We start from the raw sequence: 18,933 nt of genomic DNA, 5'->3' as shown, positions 1-18,933 counted from the left end.
GGCGCGGCGAGCCGGTCGGGCAGCCCCGTTCGGCAAGGCTTGAAAACCTGTCGAGTTAGTGGGATATTCGGTGCGCGGTCGGCGCGGACGATCAGATCTGCCGCGTCCGATGTGGAGTCGGGCGCGACGGGGAGATCGGCGTCGTGCCGGTCGGGCATCGGCGCCCAGTTCGTGACCGCGTCCACCACTGCATTCGGTACACGGCAGCCCAAAACGGGCATATTCCCTATCTAATCGGTCGGATTTATATAGTGCGGTCACGCACTGGAGGAGGACGGGTTCCGATGAGGCACCGGATCAGAGCGGCCATCGCTCTCGCCATGGTCACCGGCGTGGCGCTGTCGGGCTGCGGCGGCGGTGACGCGGCCGGCGGCAGCTCCGCCACGTTGAGCATCGTCGGCTTCGCGGTACCCGAGGCGGCCAACAAGGCCATCGCCGCCGAGTGGAACAAGACCGAGGCGGGCGAGGGGGTCCGGTTCCGGACCTCGTACGGCGCCTCCGGCGACCAGAGCCGTGCCGTGGTGGCCGGCCTGAAGACCGACTACGTGCACTTCTCGGTGAGCAGCGACGTGACCCGTCTGGTCGACGCCGGGCTGGTCGAGGAGACCTGGGACGACGGCCCGACCAAGGGCATCGTCTCGTCGTCGGTGGTGGTGCTCGCGGTCCGCGAGGGCAACCCGAAGAACATCCAGGGCTGGGACGACCTGATCAAGCCCGGCATCGGCATCGTCACCCCGAACCCGGCGTCCTCGGGTGCGGCCCGGTGGAACGCCCTGGCCGCCTGGGGCCACATCGCCGCGAACGGCGGCACCGACGCCCAGGCGCAGGAGTACGTGACCAAGCTCTTCGGCAACGTCGTGTCACTGCCGAACAGCGGACGGGACGCCACCACCACGTTCCTCGGCGGCACCGGTGACGTGCTGCTCGCGTACGAGAACGAGACGATCCTCGCCCGGCAGAACGGCGAGAAGCTGGACTGGGTCCTGCCGGAGACCACCATGCTGATCGAGAACCCGGGTGCGATCCTCAAGGATGCCGACCCGAAGGCGAAGGAGTGGCTGGACTTCGTGCTCGGCCCGCAGGGGCAGCGGCAGTTCGCGCTGACCGGCTTCCGGCCGATCATCGACGGCGTCGACACCAGCGGCGTCGAGGGCGCGATCGACCCGAACAACCCGTTCCCGGCCCCGCAGAAGCTGCTGACCGTGGAGAAGGACTTCGAGAGCTGGTCGGCGCTGTCGGAGAAGTTCTTCGACGAGAGTGACGGCATCGTGACCAAGATCATCGCGGCCTCCGGGAAGGCCAAGTGACCTCGGCGACCCTGGTTCCGGACCGGCCGGCGGGCAACCGCCGGTCGGCCCGGGCCGGCCTCCCGCTCACCTGGGTCTCCGGTCTCGGGCTCGGCGTGGCGATGGTGTGGTTCAGCCTGCTGGTCCTCATCCCGCTCGCCGCCGTCGTGGTCACCGCCAGCGAGGGCGGCTGGGGCGGGTTCTGGCGGACGGTGACCAACGAGCAGACCGCCGCCACCCTCCGGTTGACCATCGGCACCGCGCTGCTGGTCACGCTGGTCAACGTCGTGATGGGCACGCTGATCGCCTGGGTGCTGGTGCGGGACCGGTTCTTCGGCAAGCGGGCGCTGGAGATCCTCATCGACGTCCCGTTCGCCCTGCCGACGATCGTCGCGGGCCTGGTGCTGCTGTCGCTGTACGGGCCGGACAGCCCGCTCGGCGTCAACATCGCCAACACCCGGATCGCGGTCTTCCTCGCCTTCCTCTTCGTCACGCTGCCGTTCATCGTGCGCACCGTGCAACCGGTGCTCTCCGAACTGGACCCGGACGCGGAGGAGGCGGCGGCGTCGCTGGGCGCGAGCCGGTTCACCACCTTCCGGCGGATCATCCTGCCCAGTCTCACGCCGGCCATCGCGGCGGGCGCCACCCTGTCGTTCGCCCGCGCGGTCGGCGAGTACGGCTCGCTGGTCCTGCTCTCCGGCAACCTGCCGATGCGTACCGAGGTGGCCTCGGTCCGCATCCTCAGCAGCATCGAGAACGACAACCCCGACAGCGCGGCAGCGGTCGCCGTGGTGCTGCTGGCCGTCTCGTTGGCCGTCATCGTCGTACTCGACGTCATTCAGCGGAGGGTGATGCGCCGTGGCTGAACGTTCCACCGTCGCGCGGACCCAGGTCGGCCGCCGTCCCGGCCGGTACGTCCTGCGGTTCGTCGTGACGACGTACCTCTTCTTCCTGGTGGCCTGGCCGTTGTACCTGGTCGGACGCAACGCGTTCGCGGACGGCTTCGTCAACCTCAACGACATCCTGACCGACCCCGACGTGACCCACGCCCTGCAACTCACCGTGCTCGTCGCGGTGGTCGCGGTGGTCATCAACACCATCTTCGGCGTTGGCATCTCGCTGCTGCTGGTCCGCTACGACTTCCCCGGCAAGCGGACGCTGAACGCCCTGCTCGACATGCCGTTGTCGGTGTCACCGATCGTCGTCGGACTCGCGCTGATCCTGGTCTACGGCGGCCGGGAGGGCTGGTTCGGCCCGACGCTCGAAGCGGCCGGATTCCAGATCATCTTCGCGGTGCCGGGCATGGTGATGGCCACCGTGTTCGTGGCGCTCCCGCTGGTCATCCGGGAGGTCGTCCCGGTCCTCCAGGAGGTCGGCGACGAGCAGGAACAGGCCGCCCGCAGTCTCGGCGCGAACGCCGTGCAGACGTTCCGCCGGATCACGCTGCCGTCGATCAAGTGGGGCGTGATCTACGGCGTCGTGCTCAGCCTGGCCCGCTCGCTCGGCGAGTTCGGCGCTGTCAAGATCGTCTCCGGCAACGTGCTCGGCGCGACCCGGACGGCCACCCTCGTGGTCGAGGAGAAGTACCTGAACTTCGACAAGGGCGGCTCGTACGCCACCGCCTTCCTCCTCGCCCTCGTCGCCGTGGCCTGCATCATCGTCGTATCCGTCCTTAGGCCGAAGGAAGACCGTTGAGCATCGAGATTTCCCAGGTCGGCAAGCGTTTCGGAGACTTCGTCGCGCTCGACGACGTGTCGGTCAGCATCCCCGCCGGTCGGCTCACGGCGCTGCTCGGCCCCTCCGGCGGCGGAAAGTCCACGCTGCTGCGGATCGTCGCGGGGCTGGAACGCGCCGACACCGGGCGGGTCGAGATCGACGGTGTGGACGCCACCCACCTGCCGCCGCAGAAGCGCAACGTCGGTTTCGTGTTCCAGCACTACGCGGCGTTCAAGCACCTGACGGTCCGGCGCAACGTGGCCTTCGGGCTGGAGATCCGCAAGCGCGCCAAGGACGAGATCACCCGCCGGGTCGACGAGTTGCTGTCCCTCGTCCACCTGGGACAGTTCGCCGAGCGGTTGCCGTCGCAGCTCTCCGGCGGCCAGCGCCAGCGGATGGCACTGGCCCGCGCGCTGGCCGTCGAGCCCACGGTGCTGCTGCTCGACGAGCCGTTCGGCGCGCTGGACGCCAAGGTCCGCAAGGAACTGCGCGACTGGCTGCGCCGGCTGCACGACGAGGTGCACGTCACCACCGTCTTCGTCACCCACGACCAGGAGGAGGCCCTGGAGGTCGCCGACGAGATCGTGGTGATCAACGAGGGCCGGGTGGAGCAGATCGGCTCGCCCGACGACCTGTACGACCGCCCGGCCAACGAGTTCGTGATGCGTTTCCTCGGCCCGGTCACCCAGCTCGGCGACGAATTGGTGCGCCCGCACGACCTCCAGCTCTCCGCCGACGGCGCGGACAGCGCCGGCGTGGTCGGCCGGGTCACCCGGGTCACCCGGATCGGCTTCGAGATCCGGGTCGAGGTGACCACCTCCGGCGGCCAGCCGGTGATCGTGACCCTCACCCGCAACGAGTTCCACGCGCTCGGGATCCAGGTCGACTCGCCGGTGCGGATCCGCATCACCCCGGGCAGCCCCACCACCACTGTCACCGCGCCCGTCCAGCGCGCGGAGGAACCGACCCTCGCGCCGTCGCACTAGCGAGCGCCTCGTCGACCCCGACGCGCACCACCGCCCGACCACGCCAACCGCCCGATCACGCCCCTGAAGATCACGCCCACCGCAAGATCGTGCTCGATCCCGGATCGAGTGGCATTCTCGCGACCACGAGACCACTCGATCCAGGATCGAGCGCCGGCCGGGCCGGCGGTGAGATCGCGTCGGAACGGCAGCGTGGTCCGGTGGTGCGGCGGAATTGACGCTGGGTGCCGCCGGGGGTGAGACTAACCCTATTCAACCGATAGGATTCGCGGTCTTCGGTGGGAAGGTGGTCGGCGGGATGACGCGTGTGATCCGGACGGACGAGGAGGCCGTCGAGGTCGCCCGGAAACTGGCGGCCGCCCTCGCCGACGAGGCCGGCGTCCGAGACCGGGAGCGTCGACTGCCCGAGCCCGAGGTGGCCGAGCTGTCCGCCTCCGGTCTGCTGGGCATCACGGTGCCCGCCGAGTTCGGGGGTGCCGAGGTCTCGGTCGCCACGCTGACCGAGGTGTTCCGGACGCTGGCGGCGGCCGATGCCAGCCTCGCCCAGATCCCGCACAGCCACGTCGTCTTCCTCCAGGCGCTGCGCCTGCAGGGCACCGAGGAGCAGCAACGGCGCTACTTCGCCGCCGCGCTGGCCGGGCAGCGGTTCGCCAACGCCCAGTCCGAGCGCGGTGGACGGACCGTCGCCGACGACGCCACCACGCTGCGCCGCCGGACCGACGGCGGGTACGTGCTGGACGGCGAGAAGTTCTACTGCACCGGTGCGCTGTTCGCCGACTGGCTGGTGGTCCGTGCCGTACTGGCCGACCCGGCCGAGCCCGACGGCCCCGCTGCGTCCGACGGCCCCGCTGCGTCCGACGGCCCCGCTGCGTTCGGCGGCCCGGCTGCGAGCGGCGGCCCACCCGTGAAGGTGTTGGCCTACCTGCCCCGGGACACCCCGGGGGTGACGGTGCGCGACGACTGGGACGGGATGGGGCAGCGCACCACGGCCAGCGGGACGGTGCTGCTGGAGCAGGTGGCGGTGGACGAGACGCAGGTGGTGCCGTACACGTCGATCTTCGGTGCGGCGACCACCTACGGAGCGCGGGCCCAGGTGCTGCACGCCGCGCTGGACACCGGGATCGCCCGGGGCGCGCTGGACGCCGCGGTGGCGCAGGTGGCCCGGGCCCGGCCGTGGTTCGAGTCCGGTGTCGAGCGGGCCGCCGACGAGCCGCTGCTCATCCAGCAGGCCGGTGAACTGGAGATCCTGGTACGCGGCGCGGAGTCGCTGCTGCGCGAGGCGGCGACCGCGATCGACGCGGCCGAGGTGGACCTGACCGACGACAGCGCGGCTCGCGCCTCGGTGGCGACGGCGGTGGCGAAGGTGGCCGGCGCCCGCGCCTCGGTGGAGGTCTCCTCGGCGCTGTTCGACCTCGGCGGCACCCGCTCCGCCGCCGACGCGCTGAACCTCTCCCGGTACTGGCGCGACGCGCGTACCCACACGCTGCACGATCCCAGCCGGTGGAAGGTCCAGCACATCGGTCGCTGGCTGCTCGACGGCACCCCGCCGCCGCGTCACGGTCAGCTCTGACCGGCCCGGCGCGTCGTTGGCGGGCCGACGGGTCACCCGGTCACGTCCAGACCGCGAGGACGCGCCGTTCCAACAGCCCGAGCAGGGTGTCGGCGAGCTTGCCCAACACCGCCAGCAGCACGATCGCGAGCAGGATCACGTCGGTGCGGCCGGTGTTCTGGCTGTCGATGAGCAGGAAACCCAACCCCATCGACGAGGCGATCAACTCGGCCGCGACCAGGAAGAGCCAGGACTGCGCCATGGCCAGGCGCAGCCCGGCCAGCACCGGCGGCGTGGCGGCGGGCAGCAGCACCGTGCCGAGCAGCCGTACGCCGGAGCGGCCGTACGCCCGGCCCAACTCGACCAGGTGCGGGTCGACGTGCCGGAGCGCAGCGGCCACGGTGGTGAAGACCGGGAAGAACGCCCCGATCGCGACCAGGGTGATCTTCGGAGTCTCGCCGATGCCGAACCAGAGCAGCAGCAGCGGCACCCAGGCCAGCGACGGGATGGCGCGGACCGCCTGGATGGTCGGGCCGACCAGCGAGCGGACCGCCCGGGAGAGCCCCACCAGGGCGCCCAGCACCAGTCCGGCGACGGATCCGGCGGTGAACCCGAGCAGGACCCGCTGCACGCTGATCGCCAGGTGCTGCCACAGCTCACCTCGGGCGAAGAGTTCCCGCAGCGCCAGCAGCACGTCGTACGGGGGCGGCAGTTGCGCGCGCGAGTAACCGCCGGAGGTGGCCAGCAGGTGCCAGCCGACGAGCAGTGCCATCGGGAGCAGCAGGCCGGCGACGGCGTACCCCACCCGGGAGGTCCAGGCCCGACCGGTTCCAGCGGTGGCCGGGACCGGCGGTGCGGCCGGGCGGGCCGGTGGCGGCTGCACCGCCACCGGGCTGCCCGCGCTCACGGCTGCGCCCGCGCCTGGGCGAAGCGGGGCTCGAAGATGCTGTCCAGCGCGGCGCGGACCTCGGTGTCGGTGCGGACGTTGCCGTCGGCGACCAGGATGGGCAGCACCCGCTCGAAGACCTGTCGTTGCGCCGGGCCGGGCACCGGGTCGACGTCGAACCGGGTGCGTTCGGCGAGCACCACCCGGGCCACGGCGGGGGAGACCTTCGACTCGCGGGCCAGCAGTTCCACCGCCTGGTCCGGGTTCGCGACGATCCACTGGCGGGCCCGCTCGTAGGCGTTCACCACCCGCTGCACCAGCTCGGGGTGGGTGGAGACGAACTCCTCGCGGGCGTTGAGCACGCCGTAGGTGTTGAAGGCGACGTTGCGGTAGAGCAGGGTGGAGCCGGCGTCCACCTGGGTCTGGGCCATGTGCGGGTCGAGGCCGGCCCAGGCGTCCACGTCGCCGCGCTCCAGCGCGGTCTTGCCGTCGGCATGCTGGAGGTTGACCACGGTGACGTCGCCCGGCGCCAGCCCGGCCTCGTCGAGCGCCTGCAACAGGAAGAAGTACGGGTCGGTGCCCTTCGTCGCGGCGACCTTGCGTCCCCTGAGCTGTGCGACCGAGGTGAGCGGGGAGTCCTTGGCGACCACGACCGCGGCCCACTCCGGCTGGCTGAACACGCCGACGGTCTTGATCGGCGAACCGTTGGCCCGGGCCACCAGGGCGGCGACACCAGCGGTCGAGCCGATGTCGAGCGCGCCGGCCCGCAGGTTCTCGTTGGCCTTGTTGCTGCCGGCCGACTGCAACCAGCTCACCGACACCCCCTCGTCGGCCAATTCCTCCTCCAGCCAGCGCTGCTCGCGCAGCACCAGGCTCGCCGGGTTCCAGTACGCGTAGTCCAGACGCAATCCGGTGGTGCCGCCGGCTGCCGAGCCGCCGCTGTCCTCCCCGGCGACACAGCCGGTGAGCAGCAGGGCGGCGGCCAGCACGACGGCGACTGTCTTTCTCATGAACTCCTGCTTCCTTCGGGTGAGACACCGAGACGGTCGAGTAGTTCGGTGCGCAGGGTGGCCGAGGCCGGCGAGCCGAGGTCCCGGGGTCGCGCCCCCGGTACGGCGGTGACGTGCTGGATGGTGGAGCCCCGCCCGGCCGGACCGGCAGGGCCGAGGACGACGATCCGGTCGGCCAGCCGCAGCGCCTCGTCGACGTCGTGGGTGACCAGCAACACCGTGCTGCCGGCGGCGCGCTGGACCTGGTCGACCAGGTCCTGCATGCGCAACCGGGTCAGCGCGTCCAGGGCGGCGAACGGCTCGTCCAGCAGCAGGACACCGGGTCGCCGGGCGAGCGCACGGGCGAGCGCGGTGCGCTGGGCCATCCCGCCGGAGACCTGCCGGGGGCGATGCTCGGCGAAGGCGCCCAGCCCGACCACCTCCAACCAGGCCCGGATGTCGGCGCGGGCGGTCGTCCGGTCGTGGCGGGGCGCGAGACCGAAGGCCACGTTGCCGGCCAGGGTCCGCCACGGCAGCAGGCGGGGGTCCTGGAAGACCATCGCGGTACGCGCCGCCACCCCGCGTACCGGTCGACCGTCCACGGTGATCTCACCGGCGCTCGGTCGGTCCAGCCCGCCGACGAGGCGCAGCAACGTCGACTTGCCGCATCCGGAGGCGCCGAGCAGCGCGACCACCTCACCGGCCTCGATCCGCAGGGTGACGTCGTCCAGCACGTGGTGGGTGCCGCGACGACCGACGAAGGCGCGTCCGACCTGGCGTATCGAGACCGGCGCGGGTTCCGTGTGCAGCCCCGGCGCGAGTCGCGCGGCACTCGTCGGCATGCCACCTCCTTGCCTCGTCCGGTGGGTCGGCTCACAATACCCATATAACCAACCGGATGAGTAGGGTATATCTCGTGCGGCCGGGAGGGGCGATCCGGAGCGCGGGGTGGGCACCGTCCACCGGGGCCTTCGCCCGGTCTCCGGGGTGGCTCCCGACGGAGGATCGACGGAGGGGGAGTGGCCTGTGAACGCGGTCCCTGGCAGGGTGACGGTGTGGACACCCCGCGCTACCGTCCTGGCGTCGATCGGGCAGCGTCGCCCGGCGACCTGGCACCTTCCGCGCACCCGGTCGCCCGAGGCGGTCGGGCCGGCGTCGGCCGGATCCATTCTCGACGGAGGGAACCCGACATGACCCGGCCCCACCCGCTTTCGGCGGCGACATCGGACGCGCCCGAGGCCGCCGAGGCGCACGTCGACGCCTTCACCCTCGAATGGCAGGAGTGGCACCGCCGCCACGAGGAGAACCTGGCCGACCCGCACGGCTTCCTCGCCGTGACCGGGCTGTACTGGCTCACCGACCGCCCCGAGCGCGTCGCCGACCTGCCCGGGCGGTGGCACACCGGCGCGGACGGCGTGGTGGTCGAACTCTCCGACGGTGAGGCGCTCCTCGTCGACGGACGGCCGGTGACCGGCCGGCACGAGTTCGGCCCGATCCCGGAGCGCGGCGGCGTCACCGTCGGGCTCGACGGCGGCGTGCTGGAGATCGCCCGACGGGGCGGGTACGACATCCTGCGTCCACGCCGCCCCGACCATCCGCTGCGGACCGCCTTCCGCGGCACCCCGGCGTACCCGCCGTCGACCCGCTGGGTCCGGCCCGGACGGTTCGTCCCCTTCGACAGCCCCCGACCGACCACCGTCGGCGCCGCCGTCGAAGGACTCCAGCACGTGTACGACTCTCCCGGCACGATCGAGTTCGCCGTGGACGGTGTGCCGTTGCGTCTGACCGCCTTCAACGGCTGGTCGCCGGGAAGCCTGTCGGTGCTGTTCACCGACGAGACCTCCGGCGTGACCACGTACGCCGCCAACCGGGCCCTGACCGTCGACCCGCCCGACGAGCAGGGTCGGGTCACCGTGGACTTCAACCGCGCCACGAACCTGCCCTGCGCGTACACCGACTTCGCGACCTGCCCTCTGCCGCCGTCGGAGAACCGACTGCCGATCGCCGTCGAGGCCGGCGAGAAGATCCCGTACGAGCGGCAGGAGGACGACGTGCCCCAGCCGCAGCGCACCATCCCCGGGAGGAACCCGTGACACCGCCCACCGACGACCAGCCACCCCTCGACGCCGAGGCCGACGAGATCCGGACCCTGCTGCGGCACCAGGCCAGCACGGTCACCGTGGTGACCGCGCCGGGGACACCGGCGGTCGGGTTCACCGCCACGTCCTTCACGTCGGTGTCGTTGTCGCCGCCGGTCGTGTCGTTCTGCCTCAACCTCGGTTCGTCCAGTTGGCCCACGGTCGCCGCCGCCCGGCACGTCGGTGTCCACCTGCTCGCCCACCACCAGCAGGACCTCGCCCGCACCTTCGCCACCAGCGGCATCGACCGGTTCGCCGAGCCGACCCGGTGGCGGGTCGGTCCCGAGGGCGTACCCCTCCTCGACGACACCCTCGCCTGGCTGCTGTGCCGGGTGATCGACCGGGTGACGGTCGGTAGCCACGCCATCGTGCTGGCCGAACCGGAACTCGTGCACAGCCCGGCGGCCGGTTCGCCGCTGCTCTACCACCGGGGCCGCTACACCGGCCTGGTGCCCGGTGCCGACGGCTGGGTCGGGCCGGTCGCCGCCTGACCACCGACGCCGCACCCCGCGCCCGCACCGCCCGAGAGCGTCAGGGATTCTCTCCTTCGTAACGCCGGCATGGGATCCTTGACCGCCCGGTGTGCCGGCGCCGGGCCCCGTGCGGGCATCGACGCCCGCCCACCGCGACGCCGCGGCAGCCGGTCCGGTCGAGCCGACGAGGTGAGTTCATGGCCGTCGTCCTGGACACCGCGCAGCTACCGGTCGTCGACCGGGTCGAGGCGGTGCACGCCACGATGGCGTACGCCTCCGCGCCGTGCCACGTGATTCACGAGGACCCGAGCGGAGACGTGTACGCCCGGATGGCCGTCTGGGATCTCGGGGAGGTCTCGGTCTTCACCACCGAGGCGTCCGGCATCCGGCTGCTGCGCACCGCCCGGCAGACCCGGCAGGACGTGACGCCGGTGGTGGCGCTCTCCGTGCAGGAGCGTGCCGACGGGCGGCAGGAACAGGGAGGACACCGGGCGTTGGTCCCCCCGGGCGGGCTGATGGGGATGGACCTCTCCGCCCCGTACGACTTCTCCTGGTCCGGCGACGGTGCCGCCGGGTGCCTCCACATCCCCATCGACCGGCTCGCGTTGCCGGTGGACGTGATCCGGCGGGCCCTGGGCAACCTGCCGGCCAGTCCGCTCTATCCGCTGGTCACCCGGCACGTCGTCGACGTGGTGGGGCGAGCGGACCGGCTCGGCGCCGACCCGGCGGCACCGGTGCTGGGCGCGGCCAGTGTGGAGCTGGCCCGAGCCCTGCTCACCTCGGCGGCGTACGCCAGCGCGCGGCACGCCCACGTCGACGGGGTCGGAACGCTGCTGACCCTCGTCCGGGCGTACGTCCGGCAGCACCTGGCCGATCCCGACCTGCGGCCGGCGACCATCGCCATGGCCCACAACGTCTCCCTGCGCCACCTGTACAAAGTCTGCGCCCAGGCCGACTTCAGCCTGGAGCAGTGGATCATCGGGGAGCGGTTGAAGGGCGCCGGTGAGGAGTTGCTACGGCCGCAGAGCCGCAACCTGACCATCGCGGTGGTGGCGCGCCGGTGGGGGTTCAGCGATCCGACCCACTTCGCCCGGCGTTTTCGCGCGGCCTACGGCCTCACCCCGGGGCAGTGGCGGCGGATGCACGCCGACCTGCCGCGCTGAGACACCGCCTGCGGGCAGCCGTCCGGGTCAGGACTCCGCCGGGAACCGGCTCGCCAGTTCGTGCCGGTACGGCGGGTCGGCACCGGCTCGGGTGCAGGTCACGGCGGCCACCTCGACGCCGCACCGCAGCGCGGCCCGGACGTCGTCGTCGGACCAGGCGGGCGCGGCGGCGGACAGGGCGGCGAGCAGTCCGGCGGTGAAGGCGTCACCGGCGCCGATCGTGTCGGCCACCGCGACAACCGGCGCCGGCTGCCGGAATCCGCTCGTTGCGGAGGCGGCGGCCGCGCCTCCGGCACCGAGGGTGACCACGGCGAGCGTCACGCCGAGATCGCGCCAGTGCCGCAGGACGTCCTCGGTCGACCGGCCCGGATAGAGCCAGGCGACGTCCTCCTCACTGGCCTTGAGCACGTGCGCGATCCGGGCCAGCTCGTCGACGCGGACCCGGGCCGCGTCCGGGCTGCCGATCAGACCGGGCCGGATGTTCGGGTCGACGCTGACGAGCGCGCCCCGCTCGCGTGCGCCCCGCAGGGCGTCGGTCAACCGGTCGGCGCCCGGGTGCAGGAAGGCGGCCAGCGAGCCGGTGTGCACGATGCCCCGCCCGGTGAGCGCCGGGGCCAGTTCGTCGGTGCGCCACTGCCAGTCGGCGGTGCCGTCGACATAGAAGTCGTACGTGGCCACGCCGGTCCCGGTCAGCGTGGCGATCCCCAGGGTGGCCGGCTCGTCGGCGTCGACGGCGTGCCGCAGGTCGACGCCGTTGGACTCGGCGTGCGCGCGTAGCCGTCGACCGAAGCGGTTGGTGGAGAAGCGGGCGAGCAACACGGTCGGTACGCCCAGCCGGGCCAGCCCCACGGCCACGTTGAGCGGACTGCCGCCGGGGTGGGCGGCGTACCGGCCGTCCGGCTGCTGCACCAGGTCGACGACGGCCTCACCGATCACGGTCACCGCCGGTTTGGCGGACGACGCGGGTCCGGCGGGCGGCGGCTGCGCGTCGTCGGCGACCTCCACCTCAGGCACCGCCGGTGGCCGGCAACGGTTCGCGTGCCACCAGACCGGCGTCGGGTTCGTAGCGCACCGGCACCGGGTCGCTGATCTCGCCGACGAACGTCCCGTCGCCGTGCTCGACGAAACCGAGCAGTGCCCAACCGTCCTCGGTCGACACCAGCCGGGGCGCGTACAGGTGCGGCTGCGCGATCGGTCGGGCGGCGGCGATGTCCCACGGTCCGCGTACGGTGGGCGCGGTGGCCAGCCAGAGCCGCTCCCGGGACTCACCGGGCGCGGTCGAGGGGTTGGTGCAGAACAGCAGCAACGGCTGCCCGTCCACCACGGCGACCTGCGGCACTTCGAGGTGACCGAATCCGGCCGGCGCGGACAGCGGCGGTTGCACCGTCCAGTTCAGCAGGTCGGGCGAGGTCGCGTGACCGACGACGCCGCGTTCGGCGGCCGGTCCCTGGTTGCCACGCGCGGTGATCAGCATGTGCCAGCCGTCGCCGTCCGGGTCGGCGAAGACCCACGGGTCGCGCCAAGCCTGCTCGTACCATGCGTCCAGGTCGAGCAACTCGTACCAGGTCGGGTCGGCCTCGATCAGCGGTGCGTCGCCGTGCCGGTGCCAGGTGACCATGTCGTCGGAGACGGCCAGGCCGATGCGCTGGACCAGACCGTCCTCGGCGCGGCCGACGCCGGTGTAGAAGAGATACCACCGTCCGTCCGGCCCGCGTAGGGTGCTGCCGGTCCAGGTGGCCAGGTCGTCCCAGCCCGGTGAGTCGGCGGGCACCAGCGCGTCCGGGAGCAGCCGCCACTCGCGCAGGTCGGTGGAGACGGCGTGGCCGATCGTGGCGCGGCGGTGGCGACGGTCCGGGTCGAGGAGGGCCCGGGAGGCGCGCAGGAAGAACGCGTGCCACCGGCCGTCGTCGTCCTTGGCGTACCAGCTGTCCCACACCCAGTGGTCGGGCAGACGAAGCATGGCGGGGAAGGTATCACTAAATCGGTTTAGCCCGCGACCTCGGGGTGGCGTCGCTCTCGGTGCGCGGCAGCGGCGTCCGCGCGGCCGGAGCCGCGACCGACCGGCGGCGGCGCAGCGGCATCGGGACCAGGGCCGGGCCGGAGTCGTCCTTGTCCAGCAGCAGCTCCACTGCCCGGCGGCCCATCTGCTCGTGGGGGATGGCGGCCGTGGACAGCCCCGGGCGCAGCCAGGAGGCGATCGGGTCGTCGTCGAAGGAGATCACCGAGATGTCGTCGGGGATCGTCAGGCCGGCCTCCCCGAGCGCCTGGTACGCGCCGAAGGCCAGCCGGTCGTTCATGCAGATGATCGCGCTCGGTCGGTCCGGGCGGCCGAGCAGGGCCTGCGTCGCGGTGTAGCCGTGCTCCGGAAGCCACTCGGTGCAGAAGCCCTCGGCGAACAGCGCGACACCGGCGGCGGCGAGAGTGCCCCGGATGCCGCGCAGTCGCGCCTCGGCGGCGAGCGAGATCTCCGGGTCGCGTTCCTTGGGTCGGTTGCGGCCGATCAGGGCGATCCGGTCCCGATGCCCCCGGGCGAGCAGCGTCTCGGCGATCGTGGCGCCGGCCAGCTCGTCGTCGGGCAGGACGCTGGGCAGCTCCTCCGAGCTGGTGGCGTTGAGCAGCACCACCGGGCCGTTCAGGATCGCCTTCGGCACGGTCAGCCGGCGGGTGGCCATCGCCGCATAGATCACGCCGTCCACCTGACGGTCGAGGATCGCCTCGATGGCGTACTGCTCGAACGCCGCGTCGCCCTGGGTCTCGGTGATCAGCAGGACGTGGTCGCGCTCGCGGGCGGCGTCCAGCGCGCCCCGGATCAGGCCACCGGCGAAGCGCGTGGTGGCGACGATGTCCGAGACGAAGGCGATGGTCGCCGTCTTGCGGGTACGCAGACTGCGAGCGGCCACGTTGGGGCGGTAGCCGAGTTCCTCCGCCGCCGCGAAGACGCGCTGGTGTGCCTCCGCGGAGAGCCGGGTGCCCTCGCGCCCGTTGAGCACCATCGAGGCTGCGGTCTTGGACAGCCCTGCCCGTCGGGCGACATCGGCCAGTGTTGCCCTGTTGCGGCCCATGAGTCCTCCGTTCGCGGTCGTCCGTACGACGCCGCCGTTGCCCATCATGCTGGGTCGAGTCGCGTTCCGGCTCACCGGTGGCGGGTCGGATGTCGGCGAAGGCCCCTGGTGAACCGCTTGTTTCCGGACCGTTGCCAACTCGTCCTTGACAGGCCGGGGTGCCGCGCGCATGCTCTGCTAAATCAGTTTAGCGACGTTGTTTCGCCACTGCGGAGGTCGCTGTCGACAGCGACCTCCGAGGTCATACCGGATACCGCGAGCCGAGGTGCGGTGCGCGACGCGCAGGCGTGGCGTCACCGACCGTGGTGGCGAGCGTACTCGTTGGTCGCCGACCCGCGAGGACGTGCGGATGAGTCAAGGGAGCCATTGACGTGCGGGAGTTGTCCACCAGATTCACCCGTCGCCGGCTGGCACTGATGGTGCCACTACTCGCCGTCGGTCTGACGGCCACCGCCTGTAGCGCGCCGGGTTCGGAACCGAACGCGCCGGAGGACTCCGGCGCCCCGGTCAGCACCGAGCTCGGAACCGACCCGATCACCCTGGAGATGTACGCGGAGACCGGCTTCCCGCTGGCCAAGGCGCTCGCCGACGAGTTCACCAAGCAGCACCCGAACGTCACGTTCAACATCCGCGAGGACCAGTTCACGGTCATCGTGGAGAACGCGCCCCGGGTGCTCGCCTCGGACAACGCGCCGGACATCATCCGGCTGCCCACCATGGTCGACCTGGTCAAGGACGGCCTGCTGAAGAACCTCGACCCGTACTTCGACGCGCACGGCTGGGACAAGTTCCCCGCCTCCCAGCTCGTCCAGCTCCGGCTGACCGAGGGCGGCGCGGAGCGCGGCAGCGGCTCGCTGTACGGCATGGGCCTCGGCTACAGCGTGACCGGCGTCTTCTACAACAAGAAGCAGGCCGAGCAGGTGGGCATGACCCAGCCGCCGACCACCATCGCCGAGTTCGAGGACCTGCTGGCCAAGGCCAAGTCCGCCGACCTCCAGCCGATCATGCAGTTCAACAAGAACACCGCCGGCATCAACTTCCCGTACCAGGCGCTGCAGAACCAGTTCGGCGACCCGGCCCCGATCGCGGACTGGATCTTCCAGAAGCCGGGTGCCACCTTCGACACCCCCGCGTCGCTGAAGGCTGCCCAGACCATCGAGAAGTGGGCCAAGGCCGGCTACTTCCCGAAGGACGCCAACGCCATCGACTACACCGCGATGATGGGTGAGTTCCAGAAGGGCAACGGCCTGTTCATGTTCAACGGCGACTGGGAGTCGGCGAACCTGGACAAGAACATGGCCGGCGACGTCGGGTTCTTCCTTTTCCCCGGTGAGACCGCCGAGGCCAAGAACGTGGCGATGTCCGCGCCGAACACCTTCGGTGTCGGTGCCCGGGCCAAGAACGCCGACGCCGCCGCCTTCTTCCTCAACTGGGTACACACCAACGACAAGGCCCGCGAGATCTCGGTCAACGTCGGCGGTTCGCACCCGGGTGGCCCGGCCGAGCTGGCGCTGCCGCCGGTGACCGAGGGCACCGTACTGGCCGAGACGCTGAAGGCGTCCCAGCAGCTCGGCGCCGACAACGGCGCGGTGGACTTCACCGCCAACGCCACCGGTGGCATCTTCGCCGCCGCTATCACCCCGGAGATGCAGAAGCTGATCGCCGGCCAGCAGAACCCGGAGGGCTACGTCAAGGCGGTCCAGGCCGAGTACGAGAAGGAACTGTCCCGATGACGTCTGCCCTCGGCAGCGTTTCCGCCGGGTCGGGCACCACTGCCCGACCCGGCGGGGCGGACCCCCGTCCCGCCATGCGGCCCCACCGGAAGCGGTGGGGCCGCGTGGTGCGGTGGAGCGGCTGGCTCTGGGTCCTACCCGCCCTGGCCATGTACGGCTTCTTCGTCCTGCGCCCGCTCGTGATGACCGTGCAGTACTCGCTCTACCGCTGGAACGGCATCGGGGCGGCCACCTGGGTCGGGCTGGACAACTATGTCACCGTCTTCACCGACCGCGACCTGCTGAAGATCATCGGCAACGCCTTCGTCCTGATCATCTTCTTCAGCTTCATCCCGGTCGTCCTCGGCCTGGTGGTGGCCAGCCTGGTCCGGCGCATCACCACCGGCCCCGGCGGCACGCTGGTCCGGACCGTGCTCTTCCTGCCGCAGGTGATCCCGCTGGTGGCGGCCGGCATCGCGTGGAGCTGGGTGCTGTCCAGCAACGGTCTGGTCAACCAGGCCCTGCGAGCCGTCGGGCTGGACGGCATCACCCGGGCCTGGCTCGGCGAGTTCAGCACCGCGCTGCCGTCGGTGGGCGTGATCGGCACCTGGATCATGCTCGGACTCTGCACGATCCTGCTGGTCACCGGCATGAGCAAGATCGACCCGTCGCTGTACGAGGCGGCCCGGATGGACGGTGCCGGCCCGATCCGCGAGTTCTTCGCGGTGACCCTGCCCAGCCTGCGCCAGGAGATCGGCGTCTGCCTCACCGTGACCATCATCGCGGCGCTGGCCAGCTTCGACATCGTCTACATCTCGACCAGCGGCGGCCCGGGCATCCAGACCACCGTGCCGGGCCTGGAGATCTATCGCCTGGCCTTCTCCCAGCGTCAGGTCGGGCTCGCCTCGGCCCTGGGCGTGGTGCTGATGCTGCTGGTGCTGATCTGCGTGCTGCCCATCCAGCGGCTGACCCGGGGGGAGAAGCCATGAACATGACCACCCGCAGTGAGCGGCTGACCGGACGGGTCTTCCTGATCGCCCTGGTCGTGGTCACCCTGCTGCCGTTCCTGAGCATGCTCTCGGCGGCCCTGCAACCACGCGGCACCGTACCCACCGGTCTGGCCTGGCCCTCCGATCCACAGTGGGGCAACTTCGTCGACGCCTTCACCGCCGCGAACATGGGTGCCCTGCTGGGGTCCAGCATGCTGATCGTGGCCGGGGTGGTGCCGTTCGGGGTGATCATCGCGACCATGGCCGGGTTCGGCCTCGGGCACCTGCGGGTCGCCGGCGGCCACATCGCCTTCGGGCTGCTGCTGCTCGGCCTCACCCTGCCCTTCGAGGCGGTGGTGACCCCGCTGTACTACCAGATGCGGGACCTCGGCCTGCTCAACACCCGGTGGGCCATCATCCTGCCGCTGATCGGCCTCTACATGCCGTTCGCGGTCTTCTGGATGCGGGCCCACTTCACCAACGTGCCGCGTGAGTTGTCCGAGGCGGCGCGGGTCGACGGCAGCAACACCTGGCAGTTGTTCTGGCGGGTGCACGTGCCGCTGGCCCGCCCGGCCATCGCCTCGCTGACCATCCTGCTGTTCCTCTGGACCTGGAACCAGTTCCTGCTCGCCATCGTGATGGTCGACGACGCCACCAAACGGACCATGGCCGGTGCCCTCGGCGCGTTCCAGGGACAGTGGGGAACCGATCTGGTCTTGCTCTGCGCCGGATCGTTGCTCATCCTCACTCCGACGCTCATCGTGTTCCTGATCTTCCAGCGCCAGTTCATCAAGGCCCTCCTGCAGGGCTCCGTGAAGGGATGACGGGTTGAACGACACCCCGATCCACGGCCACGCCGACGAGGGCTTCGGGCCCGTCGCCGACGTGTTCCGGGACAACTTCGTCCACCGCGGGGAGGTCGGCGCCGCAGTCGCCGTCTACCTGCGGGGCAACAAGGTCGTGGACCTGTACGGCGGGCTGGCCGACCCGCGCTCCGGTCGACCCTGGACCGCCGACACCCCAGCCGTCGTCTTCTCGGTGACCAAGGGGATCATGGCGATCTGCGCCTATCTGCTGGTCCAGCAGGGCCGGCTCGACCTGGAGGCCCCGGTCACCCGGTACTGGCCCGACTTCGGTCGGCACGGCAAGGCCGAGATCCCGGTGCGCTGGCTGCTCACCCACCAGTCCGGACTGCCCACGCTGGACCGCTCCTTCACCCGCGCCGAGGTGCTCGCCTGGGACCCGGTGATCGAGGCGATCGAGGAGCAGGCCCCGCTGTGGCAACCGGGCACCGCCCACAGCTACCACCCGATCACCTACGGCTGGCTGATCGGCGAGGTGATCCGCCGGATCACCGGGGAGATGCCCGGCAGCTACCTCGCCCGGACCCTCGCCGAACCGCTCGGTCTGCGTACCTGGGTCGGCCTGCCGCCCGCCGAGCGCGACGCGGTCGCCTGGATGCTGGCGCCGCTGGGTGAGCCCTTCCCACCCGGCGACCCGGTCGCCGAACGCGGGATCACCATGGGCGGCGCGTTCGCCTTCCCCGCCGACGCCGACGGCCTGGTCAGCTTCAACGACCCGGCCATCCAGGCCGCCCAGGTCCCCGGTGCGGGCGGGATCAGCACCGCCGAGTCACTGGCCCGCCTCTACGCCGCCTGCGTCTCCGACGTCGGCGGCGGACCGCTGCTCACCACCGCGTCCGTCGACGACGCCGTCACCGTCCGCGTCGCCGGCCAACAGGTGTACGGACTCCCCGACGTCGGACACCGCTGGGGCACCGGCTTCCTCGTCCACTCGACACCGCGCCCGATGCTCGGCGAGCGCAGCTTCGGACACGACGGCGCGGGCGGACACCTCGCCTTCGGCGACGACCACCACCGGGTCGGCTTCGGTTACGTGGTCAACCAGATGGGCGGCACCATCGACGAGCGGGCAAACCTGCTCACCGCCGCCCTGCTGTCCTGCCTCAGCGAATAGGGCCTGT

17 protein-coding genes and 1 pseudogene are annotated in these 18,933 nt (G+C 71.4%); 12 read left to right on the top strand and 6 right to left on the bottom strand.

Features of this window, described 5'->3' with window-relative positions; translation table 11 throughout:
• Nucleotides 1-284: 284 nt before the first annotated feature.
• The 5 genes from ACZ31C_RS18540 to ACZ31C_RS18520 all read left to right on the top strand — a co-directional run bounded on the left by ACZ31C_RS18540 (nucleotide 285) and on the right by ACZ31C_RS18520 (nucleotide 5,558).
• A complete protein-coding gene (locus tag ACZ31C_RS18540; protein WP_131052161.1) occupies nucleotides 285-1,307 on the top strand; it encodes a sulfate ABC transporter substrate-binding protein in 1,023 nt (340 codons plus the stop codon).
• Nucleotides 1,304-2,152 carry a sulfate ABC transporter permease subunit CysT gene (cysT, locus tag ACZ31C_RS18535; protein WP_131052162.1) on the top strand — a complete coding sequence of 283 codons (849 nt, stop codon included), beginning with the start codon at nucleotides 1,304-1,306 and terminating at the stop codon, nucleotides 2,150-2,152. The genes ACZ31C_RS18540 and cysT overlap by 4 nt, the downstream gene beginning before the upstream one ends.
• Nucleotides 2,145-2,981 carry a sulfate ABC transporter permease gene (locus tag ACZ31C_RS18530; RefSeq protein ID WP_465796326.1) on the top strand — a complete coding sequence of 279 codons (837 nt, stop codon included), beginning with the start codon at nucleotides 2,145-2,147 and terminating at the stop codon, nucleotides 2,979-2,981. Before cysT ends, ACZ31C_RS18530 begins: the two co-directional genes overlap by 8 nt.
• Nucleotides 2,978-3,988 (top strand): sulfate/molybdate ABC transporter ATP-binding protein, encoded by a 1,011-nt coding sequence (locus ACZ31C_RS18525; protein WP_465796325.1) that lies wholly within the window; start codon nucleotides 2,978-2,980, stop codon nucleotides 3,986-3,988. The genes ACZ31C_RS18530 and ACZ31C_RS18525 overlap by 4 nt, the downstream gene beginning before the upstream one ends.
• A 298-nt stretch (nucleotides 3,989-4,286) precedes the next feature.
• On the top strand, nucleotides 4,287-5,558 hold the full coding sequence (locus tag ACZ31C_RS18520) for an acyl-CoA dehydrogenase family protein (protein ID WP_465796324.1): 1,272 nt from the start codon (nucleotides 4,287-4,289) through the stop codon (nucleotides 5,556-5,558).
• A 40-nt stretch (nucleotides 5,559-5,598) separates the two neighbouring features.
• On the opposite strand, the gene ACZ31C_RS18515 is transcribed toward ACZ31C_RS18520, so the two are convergent.
• Genes ACZ31C_RS18515 through ACZ31C_RS18505 form a run of 3 tightly spaced genes read right to left on the bottom strand, consistent with a single transcriptional unit; the run spans nucleotide 5,599 to nucleotide 8,254 of the window.
• Nucleotides 5,599-6,444 carry an ABC transporter permease gene (locus ACZ31C_RS18515; RefSeq protein WP_465796323.1) on the bottom strand — a complete coding sequence of 282 codons (846 nt, stop codon included), beginning with the start codon at nucleotides 6,442-6,444 and terminating at the stop codon, nucleotides 5,599-5,601.
• The gene (locus ACZ31C_RS18510) at nucleotides 6,441-7,433 is read right to left on the bottom strand and encodes an aliphatic sulfonate ABC transporter substrate-binding protein (protein WP_465796322.1); all 993 of its coding nucleotides are present in this window, start codon (nucleotides 7,431-7,433) and stop codon (nucleotides 6,441-6,443) included. Before ACZ31C_RS18510 ends, ACZ31C_RS18515 begins: the two co-directional genes overlap by 4 nt.
• On the bottom strand, nucleotides 7,430-8,254 hold the full coding sequence (locus ACZ31C_RS18505; protein WP_465796321.1) for an ABC transporter ATP-binding protein: 825 nt from the start codon (nucleotides 8,252-8,254) through the stop codon (nucleotides 7,430-7,432). The genes ACZ31C_RS18510 and ACZ31C_RS18505 overlap by 4 nt, the downstream gene beginning before the upstream one ends.
• 348 nt (nucleotides 8,255-8,602) lie before the next feature.
• Here ACZ31C_RS18505 and ACZ31C_RS18500 point away from each other — a divergent pair, with 348 nt between their 5' ends.
• The 3 genes from ACZ31C_RS18500 to ACZ31C_RS18490 all read left to right on the top strand — a co-directional run bounded on the left by ACZ31C_RS18500 (nucleotide 8,603) and on the right by ACZ31C_RS18490 (nucleotide 11,186).
• Nucleotides 8,603-9,505, top strand: coding sequence for a DUF1684 domain-containing protein (locus tag ACZ31C_RS18500; protein ID WP_465796320.1), 903 nt, complete (start codon nucleotides 8,603-8,605; stop codon nucleotides 9,503-9,505).
• Complete coding sequence (locus tag ACZ31C_RS18495; protein WP_350696888.1) at nucleotides 9,502-10,041, top strand: flavin reductase family protein; 540 nt, start codon at nucleotides 9,502-9,504, stop codon at nucleotides 10,039-10,041. Before ACZ31C_RS18500 ends, ACZ31C_RS18495 begins: the two co-directional genes overlap by 4 nt.
• Before the next feature lie 179 nt (nucleotides 10,042-10,220).
• Complete coding sequence (locus ACZ31C_RS18490; RefSeq protein WP_465796319.1) at nucleotides 10,221-11,186, top strand: AraC-like ligand-binding domain-containing protein; 966 nt, start codon at nucleotides 10,221-10,223, stop codon at nucleotides 11,184-11,186.
• A gap of 27 nt (nucleotides 11,187-11,213) precedes the next feature.
• Here ACZ31C_RS18490 and ACZ31C_RS18485 read toward each other — a convergent pair whose 3' ends face one another.
• From ACZ31C_RS18485 to ACZ31C_RS18475, 3 genes and pseudogenes are all read right to left on the bottom strand, one after another.
• Nucleotides 11,214-12,128 (bottom strand): carbohydrate kinase family protein, encoded by a 915-nt coding sequence (locus ACZ31C_RS18485; protein ID WP_465796539.1) that lies wholly within the window; start codon nucleotides 12,126-12,128, stop codon nucleotides 11,214-11,216.
• A 64-nt stretch (nucleotides 12,129-12,192) separates the two neighbouring features.
• Nucleotides 12,193-13,149, bottom strand: a pseudogene (locus tag ACZ31C_RS18480) (glycoside hydrolase family 68 protein); the annotation flags it as partial.
• A gap of 13 nt (nucleotides 13,150-13,162) precedes the next feature.
• Nucleotides 13,163-14,248, bottom strand: coding sequence for a LacI family DNA-binding transcriptional regulator (locus tag ACZ31C_RS18475; protein ID WP_449947101.1), 1,086 nt, complete (start codon nucleotides 14,246-14,248; stop codon nucleotides 13,163-13,165).
• 371 nt (nucleotides 14,249-14,619) lie between these two features.
• On the opposite strand from ACZ31C_RS18475, the gene ACZ31C_RS18470 reads away from it, so the two are divergent.
• Genes ACZ31C_RS18470 through ACZ31C_RS18455 form a run of 4 tightly spaced genes read left to right on the top strand, consistent with a single transcriptional unit; the run spans nucleotide 14,620 to nucleotide 18,926 of the window.
• A complete protein-coding gene (locus ACZ31C_RS18470) occupies nucleotides 14,620-15,981 on the top strand; it encodes an ABC transporter substrate-binding protein (protein WP_449947103.1) in 1,362 nt (453 codons plus the stop codon).
• Nucleotides 15,978-16,949, top strand: a complete 972-nt coding sequence (locus tag ACZ31C_RS18465) for a carbohydrate ABC transporter permease (protein WP_465796318.1) — start codon at nucleotides 15,978-15,980, stop codon at nucleotides 16,947-16,949. Before ACZ31C_RS18470 ends, ACZ31C_RS18465 begins: the two co-directional genes overlap by 4 nt.
• Nucleotides 16,946-17,773, top strand: coding sequence for a carbohydrate ABC transporter permease (locus tag ACZ31C_RS18460; RefSeq protein ID WP_396746850.1), 828 nt, complete (start codon nucleotides 16,946-16,948; stop codon nucleotides 17,771-17,773). Before ACZ31C_RS18465 ends, ACZ31C_RS18460 begins: the two co-directional genes overlap by 4 nt.
• Before the next feature lie 4 nt (nucleotides 17,774-17,777).
• Nucleotides 17,778-18,926 (top strand): serine hydrolase domain-containing protein, encoded by a 1,149-nt coding sequence (locus ACZ31C_RS18455; RefSeq protein WP_465796317.1) that lies wholly within the window; start codon nucleotides 17,778-17,780, stop codon nucleotides 18,924-18,926.
• Nucleotides 18,927-18,933: the final 7 nt, after the last annotated feature.

The sequence above is a fragment of the Micromonospora sp. NPDC023869 genome, from assembly GCF_055559695.1.
Note: the sequence above shows the minus strand (reverse complement) of the source record. Positions and strands in the feature narration are given on the sequence as shown.

Bases quoted from the DNA above. Each gene is read 5' to 3' on its own strand.
- ACZ31C_RS18540 (WP_131052161.1), top strand. From the start codon at position 285: ATGAGGCACCGGATCAGAGCGGCCATCGCTCTCGCCATGGTCACCGGC.
- ACZ31C_RS18520 (WP_465796324.1), top strand. From the start codon at position 4,287: ATGACGCGTGTGATCCGGACGGACGAGGAGGCCGTCGAGGTCGCCCGG.
- ACZ31C_RS18510 (WP_465796322.1), bottom strand. From the start codon at position 7,433: ATGAGAAAGACAGTCGCCGTCGTGCTGGCCGCCGCCCTGCTGCTCACC.
- ACZ31C_RS18505 (WP_465796321.1), bottom strand. From the start codon at position 8,254: ATGCCGACGAGTGCCGCGCGACTCGCGCCGGGGCTGCACACGGAACCC.
- ACZ31C_RS18500 (WP_465796320.1), top strand. From the start codon at position 8,603: ATGACCCGGCCCCACCCGCTTTCGGCGGCGACATCGGACGCGCCCGAG.
- ACZ31C_RS18490 (WP_465796319.1), top strand. From the start codon at position 10,221: ATGGCCGTCGTCCTGGACACCGCGCAGCTACCGGTCGTCGACCGGGTC.
- ACZ31C_RS18475 (WP_449947101.1), bottom strand. From the start codon at position 14,248: ATGGGCCGCAACAGGGCAACACTGGCCGATGTCGCCCGACGGGCAGGG.
- ACZ31C_RS18465 (WP_465796318.1), top strand. From the start codon at position 15,978: ATGACGTCTGCCCTCGGCAGCGTTTCCGCCGGGTCGGGCACCACTGCC.
- ACZ31C_RS18460 (WP_396746850.1), top strand. From the start codon at position 16,946: ATGAACATGACCACCCGCAGTGAGCGGCTGACCGGACGGGTCTTCCTG.